At 72.4% G+C, this 14767-nt stretch carries 10 protein-coding genes and 1 pseudogene; 3 read left to right on the forward strand and 8 right to left on the reverse strand.

The window, feature by feature from the left end; genetic code table 11:
* Nucleotides 1–343 precede the first annotated feature (343 nt).
* The 4 genes and pseudogenes from mgt to ACIQAK_RS21565 all read right to left on the reverse strand — a co-directional run bounded on the left by mgt (nt 344) and on the right by ACIQAK_RS21565 (nt 4733).
* Nucleotides 344–1595 (reverse strand): annotated as a pseudogene (gene mgt / locus ACIQAK_RS21550) (macrolide-inactivating glycosyltransferase).
* Between the two features lie 15 nt (nt 1596–1610).
* The gene (locus ACIQAK_RS21555; protein ID WP_366389986.1) at nt 1611–2909 is read right to left on the reverse strand and encodes an extracellular solute-binding protein; all 1299 of its coding nucleotides are present in this window, start codon (nt 2907–2909) and stop codon (nt 1611–1613) included.
* Complete coding sequence (locus tag ACIQAK_RS21560; RefSeq protein WP_366389985.1) at nt 2909–3748, reverse strand: carbohydrate ABC transporter permease; 840 nt, start codon at nt 3746–3748, stop codon at nt 2909–2911. The genes ACIQAK_RS21555 and ACIQAK_RS21560 overlap by 1 nt, the downstream gene beginning before the upstream one ends.
* A gap of 25 nt (nt 3749–3773) precedes the next feature.
* A complete protein-coding gene (locus ACIQAK_RS21565) occupies nt 3774–4733 on the reverse strand; it encodes a carbohydrate ABC transporter permease (RefSeq protein WP_401848720.1) in 960 nt (319 codons plus the stop codon).
* A gap of 133 nt (nt 4734–4866) precedes the next feature.
* Here ACIQAK_RS21565 and ACIQAK_RS21570 point away from each other — a divergent pair, with 133 nt between their 5' ends.
* Nucleotides 4867–5733 carry an aminoglycoside phosphotransferase family protein gene (locus tag ACIQAK_RS21570; protein ID WP_366389983.1) on the forward strand — a complete coding sequence of 289 codons (867 nt, stop codon included), beginning with the start codon at nt 4867–4869 and terminating at the stop codon, nt 5731–5733.
* Between the two features lie 147 nt (nt 5734–5880).
* Here the strand turns inward: ACIQAK_RS21570 and ACIQAK_RS21575 are convergent, their stop codons facing one another.
* The gene (locus ACIQAK_RS21575) at nt 5881–6594 is read right to left on the reverse strand and encodes a 3'-5' exonuclease (RefSeq protein ID WP_366389982.1); all 714 of its coding nucleotides are present in this window, start codon (nt 6592–6594) and stop codon (nt 5881–5883) included.
* 77 nt (nt 6595–6671) lie between these two features.
* Nucleotides 6672–7907 carry an SAV2148 family HEPN domain-containing protein gene (locus ACIQAK_RS21580; RefSeq protein WP_366389981.1) on the reverse strand — a complete coding sequence of 412 codons (1236 nt, stop codon included), beginning with the start codon at nt 7905–7907 and terminating at the stop codon, nt 6672–6674.
* Between the two features lie 394 nt (nt 7908–8301).
* Here ACIQAK_RS21580 and glgX point away from each other — a divergent pair, with 394 nt between their 5' ends.
* The gene (gene glgX, locus ACIQAK_RS21585) at nt 8302–10431 is read left to right on the forward strand and encodes a glycogen debranching protein GlgX (protein WP_366389980.1); all 2130 of its coding nucleotides are present in this window, start codon (nt 8302–8304) and stop codon (nt 10429–10431) included.
* A gap of 70 nt (nt 10432–10501) precedes the next feature.
* Nucleotides 10502–12880 carry a malto-oligosyltrehalose synthase gene (gene treY / locus ACIQAK_RS21590; RefSeq protein ID WP_366389979.1) on the forward strand — a complete coding sequence of 793 codons (2379 nt, stop codon included), beginning with the start codon at nt 10502–10504 and terminating at the stop codon, nt 12878–12880.
* 27 nt (nt 12881–12907) lie between these two features.
* On the opposite strand, the gene ACIQAK_RS21595 is transcribed toward treY, so the two are convergent.
* Both ACIQAK_RS21595 and ACIQAK_RS21600 read right to left on the reverse strand, forming a co-directional pair.
* A complete protein-coding gene (locus ACIQAK_RS21595; protein WP_366389978.1) occupies nt 12908–13945 on the reverse strand; it encodes a cytochrome P450 in 1038 nt (345 codons plus the stop codon).
* Between the two features lie 221 nt (nt 13946–14166).
* Nucleotides 14167–14733 (reverse strand): DUF1707 and FHA domain-containing protein, encoded by a 567-nt coding sequence (locus ACIQAK_RS21600; RefSeq protein ID WP_366389977.1) that lies wholly within the window; start codon nt 14731–14733, stop codon nt 14167–14169.
* Nucleotides 14734–14767 lie beyond the last annotated feature (34 nt).

Below are 14767 nucleotides of genomic sequence, written 5' to 3' on the forward strand. Positions count from 1 at the left end.
CCGGCGCACACGGGTATGCGTGGAGAGACGTGAACGTGCGTGAAGAAGTGCGCGAGAGGCGTGAAGTCCCCTGGTGGAGGTGTGGAGTCACACGGGGATGCGTGCAGATGCAACGACCACCGGGATCACACAGACGAACGCCCCGCCCCGCGCCACCCCCTTGTACGGCGGCGCGGGGCGGGGCGGACAACGTCCGGATATCAGTCCGGCCGATCCGCTCAGAGGGGCAGTTCGGCTCCGATCGGCTCAGCTCGGAGCGGCGGTTCGGCCTCGGTCAGCGTCAGTTCGGCCTCGGTCAGCGTCAGTTCGGCCTCGGTCAGAATCAGTTCGGCCTCGATCAGCGTCAGTTCGGCCTCGACAGCGTCAGTTCGGCCTCGATCAGATCGGCCGCCCGGGGCGTGCCGCCCTCCTTCGCCATCCGCTCGCGCAGCCGGGCCGACCGCTGCGCCACCTCCGGGTCGCCGACCAGGGCGAGCACGGCCTCGCGCAGCGTCGCCGCGTCGGCCTCCTCCATGGGCACGTGCCGGGCCACGCCGAGCGCCTGGAGCATGTCGGCGTTGCCGAACTGGTCCACGGCCTGCGGTACGGCCACCATCGGCGTCCCGGTGGCGAGCCCCTCCTGGCTGCCGCCCGCACCGGCATGGGTGATGAACGCGTCGGCCTGCTTCAGCACCGCCAACTGCGGCACCCACGGGTGCACTTCCACGTTCGCCGGTACGTCACCGAGCTCGGCCGTCTCGACATGCGCGCCGATCTGGAGCACCACGTGCCAGCCGGGCAGCCCCCCGAAGGCGGCGACGCACTCCCGGTAGAAGGCGGGCCGCTTGGTGAACGAGGAGCCCAGCGAGACCAGGAGCACCTTCTCGGCGTCCTCCGGCCGTTCCCACTCCCCCTGGCCGGCGCGCTCGCCCTGGCAGGCGCCGACGAAGGTGTACATCTCGCGATTCACCCGGTCGGCGTTGGGCTGGAGCGCCTCGGGGATCAGGACGAGACCGCGGCGCGGGCGGGCCACGAAGTCGTCGCTGGAGACATGGCCGAGGCCGTTGTCGGCGAGCCAGCCATCGAAGCGGGCGTAGTACGCCTTGCCGCGCTCGGTCTGCTTCAGCTCGGCGGTCATCGGCTCGCCGACCTCTTCCTCATACCCCTCCCAGGGGACCAGGTTGGGCCAGAGGGAGACGGCGGGGACGCCCCAGCGGTGGGCGAGGACGCGGGCGGGATAGGAGGTGATGTCGTGCAGGACCAGGCCGGGCTCATCACCCTCGAAGGCGGCGACGAGCTGCGGGAGTGCCTGGACGGCGTCGGCCAGGAACGGTTCGAGGTTGTCGATCAGTTCGGTGCCCCAGGCCTCGGGGTCGTCGTCCGTCGGCAGGGTCGAGGTGTAGATCACCGGCTCGGCGCCGGTGGCGGCGACCTGGTCGGCGAACGAGGCGGGGATGGCGTAGCTGACGCGGTGTCCACGGCTGACGAGCTCCCGGATGACGTCGAGGCTCGGGTTCACATGTCCGTGGGCGGCGATGGAGAACATGGCGATGTGGGCACGCGGTGATTCGGTCATGAGTCGGACCATAGACGAGACGGAACGTCTCGTCTAGCAATTTCCGATGTCCTCTTCAGCGCTGGTAGCGGGCGAGGACCCGGTTGCCGTCCTCGACCAGCCGTTCACGCAGCTCATCGGTGCCGATCGCGCCGCTGTAGTACTCCTGGAGAGCGGGGGTGGCGACCTTGTCCTTCCACTCGGGGTAGCCGCGCACGGTCTGGGCGGGCGCCGGACGCAGGTACCAGGCGAGCGCGGTCCCGGTGGCCCAGCCGTTCTCGGCGGTGTGCAGGGAGGGGTGGGCGAGGGCGGTGGTGCCGGTGGGCAGCATCCAGTCGCCCCGGGCCAGGCGCACCATGTTCGGTGGCCGGAGCAGGAAGTCGATGAAGGCGACGGCCTCCTTCTTGTGCGGGCTCTCCTCGGCGACGGAGAGGGTCTGCGGGCTCACCCCCTGGGCCGGCCCTCCGGCGCCGGCCGGAGCGGGCAGGACCGTCCATTCGAACCCTTCGGGGGCCTGCTCGACGACCTGCTGGCGGTAGGCGAAGCCGAGCGGGAGCATGGCGTACCGGCCGCCGAAGAAGCCGGGCAGGGCGTCCGAGCCGCCCATGCCCAGCGCCGTACGGGCCGCGCTGCGGTCGGCGTTGACCTGGTCGCGGATGGTGCCGGCCACCACCCGGTCGCCCTCCTCGAAGCGCAGCTGCGCCTTGCCGTCCGGGCCCCGGTGGAAGAGCTGCCCGCCGCCGGAGAGGCCCAGGTTGAGGGTGACGGAGACGGGTTCCTTGAGCGGCCAGGCGATGCCGTAACGGTCCTTGCCCGTCAGCTCCTTGGTGACCCGCCGGAACTCCGCCCAGCTCCAGGGGCGCTCCGGCGTCGGGATGCGCACACCGGACGCCTTCAGGATCTTGGTGTTGGCCAGGAGGACCCGGGGCTCCTGGAGGAAGGGGACTCCGTAGATCCCGCCGTCGAAGGTGGTGGTGCGCCAGGACTGCTCGGGGATGTCGTCCTTCAGCCGGTCCGGGAGGAGGGTGCTCAGGTCGGCGAGGTAGCCGCCGTACGCGAAGTCGGCGAGGTCGTCGGAGGCGTCGTGGATGATGTCGGGCGCCTCGCCGCCCTCGAAGGAGGTGAGCAGCTGGTCGTGGACGTTGTCCCAGCTGCCCTGGACGTAGTCCACCTGTACGCCGGGGTGGGCGGCGTTCCACTCCCTCACCAGCTGCCTGTTGGCGTCGACGGACTCCTTCTGCCAGGCCAGCGACTGGAACCTGAGCCGGATGGTGCCGTCGGCGCCCCTCCCGTCCTCGCCGCCGCCGGAGCAGCCGGTGAGCAGGAGGGCGAGGACGGTGGCGGCGGCTGCGGCCCGCCGGGCCAGGGCGCGCATCAGCCCCTCACCGCCCCGGCCGTCATACCGCCCGTGATCCGCCGCTGGATGAAGGCGAAGAGGGCGAGCGAGGGCAGCGTGGCGAGGAACGCGGCAGCGGCCAGCGGCCCGAGGGCGGCCACGCCCTCCGCGCCGAGGAAATGGGTGAGGACGACCGGCAAGGTCTGCTGCTCCGGGGTCTTGAGCAGGACGAGCGCGAAGAAGAACTCGTTCCAGGCGGTGATGAACGCGAAGAGGGCGGTGGCGACGATCCCGGGGGCGAGCAGCGGGGCGACGACCGAGACGAGGGTCCGCACCCGGCCCGCGCCGTCGACGGCGGCGGCCTCCTCCAGCTCGGCCGGCACGGCCCGGACGTAGCCGGCGAGCATCCACAGCGCGAAGGGCAGCGACCAGACGACGTACACCAGGATCAGCCCCCACAAGGCGTTGATCAGATGCAGGTTCTTCAGGACCAGGAAGAGCGGAATGATCACCAGCACGAACGGGAACGCCTGGCTGACCACGACCCATCCGGTCGCGGCGGTGGCGAGCCGGCCGCGGTGGCGGGCCATCACATAGGCCATCGGCGTGGCGATGACGACGGCGATCAGGGCGGTGGAGACGGCGGCGATCAGCGAGTTGGCCGCCGCCTGGAGCAGCGGCTGCTCGTCGAAGGCCTGGCGGAAGTTGTCCAGGGTGGGCTGCTCGGGGAGCCAGGTGGGGTGCAGCGAGCCCAGTTCGCGGGCGGGCTTGAAGGCGGTGGAGAGCAGCCACAGGAACGGAAAGGCCAGGAAGACCAGGTACGCCAGGAGCGCGAGGTACTGACCGGTGCGCGCGGCCCTGCTGGTGGGGAGACTCATCGCGTCCCGCCTCTCCTGAGGATGCTCATCGCTCCTCGCCTCCCCTGATCCGGCCGACGAGGTAGCAGGCGAGGAGCACGGAGATCACCGCGACCATCACACAGCCCATCGCGGCGGCGTAGCCGAACTGTCCGTAACGGAAGGCCTCTTCGTACGCGAAGAGCATCGGCAGCCGGGTGCGGCCGCCGGGCCCGCCGCTGGTCAGGACATAGACCAGGGCGAAGGAGTTGAAGTTCCAGATCAGGTTGAGCGCACTGATGGCGAGGGCGATGGGTTTGACCGCGGGCCAGGTGACCGTACGGAACCGGCGCCAGGCGCCCGCCCCGTCCAGGGCCGCCGCCTCGTGGAGTTCGTGCGGGGTGTTCTGGAGTCCGGCGAGCAGGGCGACGGTGGTCTGGGGCATGCCCGCCCAGATGCCGACGAGGATCACGGCGGGCAGCGCGGTGGCCAGACCGGTGAGCCAGTCCCGGCCGTCGCCGAGGCCGAGGTCACGGATGGTCTCGTTGAGGATGCCCGCGTCGGGGTTGTAGACCAGGCGCCACATGATGCCGACGACGACCTCGGGCATCGCCCACGGGATGATCGCCAGCGCCCGCGCCAGCCAGCGCAGCCGCAGCTTCTGGTTGAGCAGCAGCGCGAGACCCAGCGCGAGGAGGAACTGCGGGACGGTGACACCGGCCGCCCACAGCAGGCCGATCCGGAACGAGTCCCAGAAGAGGGTGTCGTGCAGGAGGTCCTGGAAGTTGAGGGTGCCGATCCACTGGGTGGATCGGGTACGGCCGGACTGGGCATCGGTGAAGGCGAGCGAGATGCCGTAGAGGAGCGGGCCGACGCTGAGGATCAGGATGGGGAGGAGGGCGGGCAGAACGAGGAACCAGGCCGCCCGGTCGCGGGCCGCCGCGCGGGCCCCACCGCCCGGCCCGTTGCCCGCACGGCCCGGCCCGTTGTCCGCACCGCCCGGACCGGACCGCTTCTTCACGGTCACCCATGTCACGAATAGTCCCCTTCACCGCCTAGGAGAGGTTCATCCCGTTCTGGCCGCTCGGGTGGCCCTCGCCATCGTGCTGACGGGCCGTCGGTTCGTCAAGGTGGCCTGCACGGATGCGAAAATCGCACCCATGGACGAGATGCGTGCGCGTGAGGTGCTGACGGCCGCCGGTTTCCCCGGCGCGGCGGAGCTGCTCGCGCTGGGCGAGAACGCGGTCTTCGCGGCCGACGGTCTGGTGGTGAAGGTCGGCCGGGACGCCACCGGCCACCCGGAGCTGGCGGCCCGGGCCGAACGGGAGGTGGCGGTCGCCGACTGGCTCGCCGCGTCGGACGTCCCGGCGGTCCGGGCCGCCGAGCACCGGATGCGCCTGGTCGAGGGCCACCCGGTGACGGTGTGGCACCGCCTGCCCGCCCCCGTACGCCCCGCCGAACCGCGCGACCTGGCGCCCCTGCTCTCCCGGGTGCACGCGCTCCCGGCCCCGGCGGACTTCACGCTCCCGCGCCGCGAACTGCTCGGCGGGGTGGAGCGCTGGCTGACCCTGGCGGGCGACATGATCGACCCGGCCGACGCCGACTACCTCCGCGCCCGCCGCGACGGATTCGCCGCCGCGGCCGCCGCCCTGGCCCCCCACCTGCCACCGGGCCCGATCCACGGCGACGCGCTCCCCCGCAACGTCCACATCGGCCCCGAGGGCCCGGTCCTGGTCGACCTGGAGACCTTCTCCACGGACCTGCGGGAACACGACCTGGTCGTCCTCGTCCTGTCCCGGGACCGCTACGGGCTCGACCCCGCGGCCTACGACGCCTTCACCACCGCGTACGGCTGGGACGTACGGGAGTGGGCCGGCTGCACGGTCCTGCGCGGCGCCCGCGAGACGGCCAGCTGCGCCTGGGTCGCCCAGCACGCCCCGGCCAACCCGAAGGCGCTCACCGAGTTCCGCCGCCGGGTGGCGTCCCTGCGCGCGGACGATCCCGAGGTCCGCTGGTACCCCTTCTGAACGGTTCGGGGTGACGTTCCGGTGCCCGGTGACCCTTCCGCAGCAGAGCTGGACCGACCAGATGGCCAAGGCGGTCAAGGCCGTCGACGACGCCGACCGTCTTCTCCGGCACACGGGCTCTCTCCCGGAGTGCGCTGACCGGAATGGTCAACGCATCCGGGGGATGAGCGGCCAGGCCTGCTCAACGACCGCCGTCGGATCCGCGTTGCGCCGCAGATACGTCTGCAGGGACAGCGACTGCTCGGCTGCCGCGTGCACCTGGAGGCCGTGCAGGTCCGCCAGGGGCATCACTCCGACCGGCTGATACTTCTCCCCCATGCGTCGCACCACGCGCGCGGCGGCCACGGCGTCCGCCCGCGCGTCGTGCGCGTCGTCGAGCGATACCCCGTAGTAGGCGCAGAGCGCGTGCAGGGCCCGCTTCCCCTTCCGGTACTTGTCGACGTGCTTGTCGATGACCAGCGGATCGATGACGGGCGAAGGCGCTTCGCCCAGCCGCTCGCTGACCGAATCGACGCCGTGGCGCCGGCATTCACGGTCGAGCAGGGACAGGTCGTAGCGCGCGTTCATCACCACCAGAGGTATCCCCGAGCGCAGCCCGTCGGCGACCGCGCGGGTGATCTCCTCGATCGCGGCGGCGGCCGGGACCCCGTGCTCGCGGGCGCGTTCCGTCGAGATGCCGTGGATCGCCGATGCCTGCTCAGGTATGGCCACACCGGGATTCAGCAGCCAGGTCCGCTCCTGGGACACGGATCCGTCCGTCTCCAGCCGGACGACCGCCGCGGCCACGATGCGGTCGGACTCGACATCCGTCCCGGTCGTCTCCAGATCGAACGCCATCAACGACCCGCTGATCCAGCTCATCCCGTACCTCCGTCTGTGGTGCTCTCCCCCAAGTGATGACCACCTTCGCACGCACCACTGACAACGCAGGCGGAGCGTCAGGAGACCGGCCTGGAGTCCGTCCAGACCGATTCGAACTCCTCGCGGTAGATCTCGAAGAGGCCGTGTTCGCTGTCCTGCCCCGCCCGCACCACCGTGCGACGGCCGCCGCCGCGCAGCACCAGTACCGGCGCCTCCATGCCCCGGGCCCGGCGCAGATAGGGCTGGACGACGCCCACCGCGTCCGGTCCGTCGCCGTCCACCAGGTACGCGGTGAAGCGCGGGGTCTCGTCGAAGACCTGGATCTCGAAGGCGCCCGGGTCGCGGAGCTTGGAGCGGACCCGGCGCATGTGGAGGATGTTCATCTCCACCGAGCGGCTCAGCTCGCCCTTCTTGAGGCCCAGTTCCCGCTCCCGGCGCTTCACCGCGCTGCTGGCCGGGTTGATGAACAGGAGCCGGACCCGGCACCCCGACTCGGCGAGCCGGACGAGCCGGCGGCCGGAGAAGTTCTGGACGAGCAGGTTGAGGCCTGTGCCGATGGCGTCCAGCCGCCGCGCCCCGCCGAACAGGTCCTCGGCGGGCAGCTGGCGCTGGAGCCTGACCCGGTCGGGGTGGACGGAGACCACGTCCGCGTACCGGTCGCCGACCAGCTCCTCCACCGCGTCCACCGGCAGCCGGTCGGCGGAGGGCACCCCCGCCCCGCTGCCCAGGATGTCCAGGAGGCGCGCCGAGGCCCGCTCCGCCTGGGCGAGCACCGCCTCGTTCAGCGCGCGGTTGCGGGAGACGACGTTGCGGGCCACCTCCAGCTCGTCCAGAGCCAGCTCGACGTCCCGCCGGTCGTCGAAGTACGGCTCGAAGCACGGCCAGTGCTGGACCATCAGCTCGCGCAGCTGCGGCAGTGTGAGGAAGCTCAGGACGTTGTCGTCGGCCGGGTCCAGCAGATAGCCCTTGCGGCGCGAGACCTCGCGTACGGCGACGGCGCGCTGCACCCACTCCTGCCCGGCCGGTCCGGCCGCGGCCACCACCCAGTCCTCGCCGTGCACCGGCTCGTAGATCGGCCGGAGGACCGCGGCGACGACGGCGCGCAACCTCTGTTCGACCAGATTCAGCCAGATATAGGCGCGCCCGGCCCGCTGGGCGCGGGTGCGCACCTCGCTCCAGGCCTCGGCACCCCAGTCCAGCTCCGCGCCGATCTCCATGGGCTGCGCGAGGGACACCGCCCCGGGCGGCGCATCGGTCGATTCCCCCTCGTGACCTGCGTCACCTGGGGGTAGCTCGAACCCTCCCGAGCTCACCCGCGTACCGCCTTCCACTCCCCCACCCAACGATCAAGGAAGGGTACTCCGGGAGCGCGATCCGGTGCAGCCCGATGGTCGGTCCGGTTTCTCAACTCCCGTATCGGCGAGGCCTGTTCCCTGCGGCAAGATCGGGTGGAGTGAGCTGATTCATAGGGATTGGGGACCCTGGCGAAGGCCGCGATCCGGACGCCCGCCGGCCGGGCGTGTCCGTAATCGCGTCCGGGGCGGCACCCCGGTGTCCGAAGTTGACCGGTGTGGCCGGAGCCGGGCGACGGGACCCGGCCGCACCGCGCGACGTACTAGGTGCGCGCCCCACTTTCGGGGAGTATTCGAGGAGTAACGGGCCGAGGAAAGCCACCGCACCCGGATCAGAAGTGGAAGAGTCTCATCTATGCAGGTCTGGCCGGGACACGCTTATCCCCTCGGCGCCACCTATGACGGCGCCGGAACCAACTTCGCGGTCTTCTCCGAGGCCGCCCACCGGATCGAGTTGTGCCTGTTGCACGACGACGGTTCAGAAACGGCGGTGGAGCTCCGCGAATCCGACGCCTTCGTGCGCCATGCCTATCTGCCCGGCGTGATGCCGGGCCAGCGGTACGGCTTCAGGGCGCACGGGCCCTACGAACCCCAGAACGGGCAGCGGTGCAACTCCGCGAAGCTGCTGCTCGACCCGTACGCCCGGGCGGTCGCCGGGCAGATCGAGTGGGGCGAGGCGGTGTACGGCTACCCGTTCGGGAAGCCCGACGCCCGCAACGACCTCGACTCCGCGCCGCACACCATGAGCTCGGTGGTGGTCAACCCGTACTTCGACTGGGGCGACGATCGCCGCCCTCGTACGGACTACCACCGCACGGTGATCTACGAGGCCCATGTGAAGGGCCTCACGATGCTCCATCCGGGGCTCCCGCCCGAGCTGCGCGGTACGTACGCCGGGCTCGCGCACCCGGAGGTCATCGCCCATCTGACCGAACTGGGCGTCACCGCGATCGAGCTGATGCCCGTCCACCAGTTCATCCAGGACCACCGCCTGGCGGACATGGGGCTCGCCAACTACTGGGGCTACAACACCATCGGCTTCTTCGCCCCGCACAACACCTATGCTTCCTGGGGCGACCGGGGCGAGCAGGTGCTGGAGTTCAAGCAGGCGGTGAAGGCCCTGCACCAGGCGGGGATCGAGGTCATCCTCGATGTCGTCTACAACCACACCGCCGAGGGCAACCACCTCGGGCCCACGCTCTCCTTCCGCGGGCTCGACAACGCCTCCTACTACCGCCTGACCGACGACCAGCGGTACTACATGGACACCACGGGCACCGGGAACTCGCTGCTCATGCGGTCCCCGCACGTGCTCCAGATGATCATGGACTCGCTGCGGTACTGGGTGACCGAGATGCATGTGGACGGCTTCCGCTTCGACCTGGCGGCGACCCTCGCCCGCCAGTTCCACGAGGTGGACCGGCTCTCCTCCTTCTTCGACCTCGTGCAGCAGGACCCGGTGGTCAGCCAGGTGAAGCTGATCGCCGAGCCGTGGGACGTGGGCGAGGGCGGCTACCAGGTGGGCAACTTCCCGCCGCTGTGGACCGAGTGGAACGGCAAGTACCGCGACACGGTCCGCGACCTGTGGCGGGGCGAGCCACGCACCCTCGCGGAGTTCGCCGGGCGGCTCACGGGCTCCTCGGACCTCTACCAGGACGACGGGCGCCGCCCGCTCGCCTCGATCAACTTCACCACCTGCCACGACGGCTTCACGCTGCACGACATGGTGTCGTACAACGACAAGCGCAACGACGCCAACGGCGAGGGCAACCGGGACGGTGAGAGCCACAACCGGTCCTGGAACTGCGGCGTGGAAGGGGAGACGGACGATCCGGAGGTCCTGGAGCTGCGGGGCCGGCAGATGCGGAACTTCATCGCCACGCTGATGCTCTCGCAGGGCGTGCCGATGCTGAGCCACGGGGACGAGTTCGCCCGGACGCAGCAGGGCAACAACAACGCCTACTGCCAGGACAACGAGCTGTCCTGGATCCACTGGCCCGACCCGGACGCCCCGGACGACGAGTTCCGGCGCAACCTGCTGGAGTTCACCCGGGCCATGGTGTGGCTCCGCCGCGACCACCCGGTCTTCCGGCGCCGCCGCTTCTTCCACGGGCGGCCGGTGGAGGGCACCCACGACGAGCTCTCCGACATCGCCTGGTTCACGCCCGAGGGTGAGGAAATGACCCAGACGGACTGGCAGGCGGCCCATGCCAGGGCGATGACCGTGTTCCTCAACGGCCAGGCGATCTCCGAGCCGGGGCCGCGCGGGGAGCGGATCACCGACGACTCGTTCCTGCTGATGTTCAACGCGAGCGCCGAGACGCTGGAGTTCGCCGTTCCGGTGAACCACGGGGAGCAGTGGCAGGTCGTCGTGGAGACCGCCCGTCCGGAGGGGGTGCCGCCGGGCGCGGGTCCGAAGGTGGCCGAGGGCGAACGGGTGACGCTGCTCGGACGCAGCCTCACCGTGCTGAAGCGTCCCGGCTGAAAGGGGCGGCAGGAGTGAGTGGCCGGCCCGGGGTGACACAGATCGCCCCGGGCTGGGTACGTAGAAGGCCATGACGCCCACCGCCACGTACCGGCTTCAGCTCCAGCCCGACTTCCCCTTCCCGGCGGCCGAGAAGGCGGTGCCCTACCTGGCCGCGCTCGGCGTCTCCCATCTGCATCTCTCGCCCGTCCTGGAGGCGGTCCCCGGCTCCCGGCACGGTTACGACGTGGTCGACCACAGCCGCGTACGGGAGGAGCTGGGCGGTGAGGAGGGGCTGCGGAGTCTCGCCGCCACGGCCCGGGAGCACGGGCTCGGGCTGGTCCTGGACATCGTGCCCAACCACATGGCCGCCGTGCCCCGGCACAACCGGCAGCTCTGGGAGGTGCTGCGCGAGGGCCGCGCCTGCCCCTACGCCCGCTGGTTCGACATCGACTGGGCGGCGGGCGGCGACCAGGTGCTGCTGCCGGTCCTGGCGGGACCGCTCGGCGGTGAACTGGACGCGTTCTCCGTCGACGTCGACGGGGAGGTGCTGCGCTACGGTGAACAGGAGTTCCCGCTGCGGGCGGGCACGGCGGACCTTCCGCTGACCGAGTTGCTGGACGCCCAGCACTACCGGCTCGCCTGGTGGCGGCTGGCCCGTACCGAGCTGAACTACCGCCGGTTCTTCACCATCTCCGAGCTGATCGGGGTCCGCGTCGAGCACCCCGAGGTCTTCGACGCCACCCATGGCAAGGTCCTCGAACTGCTGCGCGACGGGGTCCTGGACGGGCTGCGCATCGACCACCCGGACGGCCTCGCGGACCCGGCGGCGTATCTGCGGCAGCTGCACGAGGCCACCGGCGGCCGGTGGACGGTGGTCGAGAAGATCCTCACCGGCGACGAGCACCTCCCGGCCGACTGGGCGGTCGCGGGGACGACCGGGTACGACGCCCTGCACCGGATCGACGGGCTGTTCACGGACCCGTCCGGGGCGGCGGAGCTGCTCGGCCGCTACCGGGAGTTCGCGGGCCCGCCCGGGGACCGGGGCGGCTACTGGAAGGCGACCGCGCGCCGGGCCGCCTACCGGGTGGCGACCCACGAACTGGCCGCCGAGACGGCCTGGCTGACCCGGCAGGCGGTCTCCGTCTGCGCCGGGGACCCCGCCCTGCGCGACCACGCGCCCTGGGCCCTGCGCACGGCGATCCGCGAGCTGCTGGTGCGGGTTCCGGTCTACCGGCCGTACGTCACGGCGGGCGGGCCGCCGACCCGGATCGCGGAGGAGAGCCTCCCGGACGATGCCGTACGGGACGCGAAGGCGGTGTTCTCCGTGCCGGAGGAGGCCGCCGCCGTCGACACCGTACGGGATCTGGCACTCGGGCGGCTGGGGGACGGGGAGGAACACGCGTCCTTCTGCGCCCGGTTCGCCCAGACCGCGTCCGCGTTGCACGCCAAGTCGGTGGAGGACACCGCGTTCTACCGGTACGTGCCGCTGATCTCCGCGACCGAGGTGGGCGGGGACCCGGGGCAGCCGGCTGTGACACCCGAGGAGTTCCACGCCTTCGCCACCCGGATCGCCCGGGACTGGCCGGCCACCGGAACGGTCCTGACCACCCACGACACCAAGCGCAGCGCCGACGTACGGGCCCGGATCGCGGTCCTGTCGGAGTGCCCGGAGCGGTGGGCGGCCCTGGTGGCCGAGCTGACGGACGCCACAGCCGTCGCGGCGCCGGACCCGCAGCTGGCCTGGCAGGCCTGGCAGTCGGGTTACGGCTGCGCCCCGCTGCCCGCCGAGGAGCTGGGCGCCCGGCTGGAGCCCGCCCTGCTCAAGGCGGTACGCGAGGCGGGGCTCCGCACGAGCTGGACGGAGCCGGACGCGGCGTACGAGAGGGCGGTGACGGACTTCGTCGCGGCCGGCCCGGGCGGCGGCTCCGGTGCGGCCCGCAGGCGGGCGGCCGCGTTCGCCGAGTCGCTGGCCCCCCATGTGCGGGCCAATGTGCTGGGGGCGGCGCTGGTGCAGCTGACCATGCCGGGGGTGCCGGACCTGTACCAGGGGACGGAGAGCGAGTACCTGGCCCTGGTCGACCCGGACAACCGCAGCCCCTTCCGGCGCCCGGAGGGACCGGACGAGAAGCAGGCCCTGACGGCGGCGGCGCTGGGTCTGCGGCGGGAGCTGCCGGAGGTGTTCGGGGAGCCGGGGTCGTACGTGCCGCTGAGGGCGCGGGGCGCGGCGGCCGGGCATGTGGTGGCGTTCAGCCGGTCGGGCGAGGTGGCGGTGGCGGTGACCCGGCTGTCGCTGCGGCTCGCGGAGGGCGGCGGCTGGCGGGACACGGTGCTGGAGCTGCCGGACGCGGGCCGGTGGCAGGACGTGCTGGCGCCCGTGCCGGGGCGGGAGTTCGCGGGGGGTGCGGTGGCGGCGGACGAGCTGTTCGCGGAGCGGCCGGTGGCGCTGTTGCGGAGGGTGCGGGGGTGAGGGGGGCGGTGCCCTTGCCGGCCGGGCTCAGGACGGGCGTACGAGCAGGGTGCGCGGCCCTCGCGTGAGCACCCCGCTGGACGTCGGGCGGAAGCCGTCGGCCCAGCGGATGCGGGGCATCGCCGTCAGCAGGGCGCGCAGCCCGTGTTCGGCCTCCAGCCGGCCGAGCAGGGCGGCGGGGCAGCCGGCCGGCCCGGGAAGCAACGGGTCGGCGTCGGCGCGCAGCGGGTCGAACCGGTCGGGGGCGGTGAACCGGGCCGGGTCGCGGCCCGCCGCGCCGATGAGACAGGCGACGGGCGCCCCGCCGGGCAGCGTGCCGCCGCTGACCCGGACCTCGGTGCGGGTGCGGCGCAGCACGATCTGGACGGGCGGGTCGCGGCGCAGGGTCTCCGCCCAGGCCCGGCCGGGCAGCGTCCCGGACCCGTCCCCGCCCGCCACGGCGGCCAGCAGGTCGGGGTCGTCCAGCATGTTCGCCAGGAACGAGGCGAGGGCCCGCTCGCGGAGCCCGGTGTGCCGGGCGCAGTCACCGGCTCCCCGGCCGGGGCGGGGCGGGGTGTCCAGGTCCGGGCAGGAGAGCCCGGCCGCCACCACGTCGGCGCCGGCCGGGAGCCATCGGCAGAACTCGCCGACCAGGTCGGCCCGGGCACGCCCGGCCAGCCGGTGGGCCAGGACGTAGGCGGTGCGCTCCACGGCGGCGGGGGTCGTGGGGGTGGCGGGCGCGCTCCCCGGGAACTGTGCCCCCGCGGTGCCCGGCAGCGGGGTACAGACGAGACTGCCCCGGCAGAGCCCGAGCGGGGCGGGCAGCGGACCGCGCGATGCCCCGTCGTGCGGATAGCCGGTGAAGCGGGGATCGGTGAGGGCCAGGGCCACATCGGCGTACCGGCTGAGCAGCCAGGCGCCGAGGCCCGGGTCGTATCCGAGCGGGAAGTCGGTGCGCAGGACGCGGTAGAGGCGCAGGCGGTACGGATCGGTCGCGGCGCCCGGCTCCAGCAGGCCCGGTTGTCCGCCCGCGAGCCGGAGCGGATGTCGGGCCGCGGGCAGGGCCTCGGAGCGGTCGGCCGGCATCCCTCGTCGCCCCCTGCGGTCATGGCGTCGCCTGTCGACGCACCTGGCTCTCAGCGGACCACCGCCGGGGGCTCCCCGCAGTCGACGTACACCCGTTCGGGTGAGGGGGGCGCCGGGAGAGCGGGGGTGGGCGGCGGGAGCGGGATCAGGCCGGCGGGCGCGGCGCGGGGGCGGAGAGCGGGATCAGGCCAACGGGCGCGGCGCGGGGGCGGAGAGCGGGATCAGGCCGGCGGGCGCGGCGCGGGGGCGGTCAGGCGGAAGCTCATCCTCCCGAAGCTGACCTGGTCCCCGTCCCGCACCGGGATCGAGCCGACGAGCCGCTGGCCGTTGACGCAGGTGCCGTTGGTGGAGCCGAGGTCGCGCAGGACCCAGCGGCCGTGGTGCACGGTGAGTTCGGCGTGCAGCCGGGAGACCGTCTCGTGGTTGAGGCGCAGCCCGTTGCCCGGGTCGCGGCCGATGAGCAGCGGATAGGGGCTCGGCGCGGGGAGCAGCAGCTTCGGGAGCCGTTCGGTCTGCCAGGCGCGGCGCAGCCGTCCCGGGAAGGCGGATATCCCGCCGACGGCCCGGACCAGTCCCTGGGAGAAGCGGCCCCCGCTGTCCAGGTCCGAGGTGAGGGTTGCCAGTTCCTCGGGGCGGCGGGCGACGAGGGCGAGCTCCATGCGCCGCATGAACGTGTCGTGCGACAGCTTGCCCTGTGCGGCGCCCTCTCTGAGCACGCCGAGGACACGGTCGCGCTGGGCGTCCGACAGCCGTGCGGGAGGCGTGGGGAACTCGAAGGAGGACGTCACGTCGACGATTGTCGGGCCGAGGGGCCCGAGGTGT

Source organism: Streptomyces sp. NPDC088706 (genome assembly GCF_044752765.1).
Classification (GTDB): Bacteria; Actinomycetota; Actinomycetes; order Streptomycetales; family Streptomycetaceae; genus Streptomyces.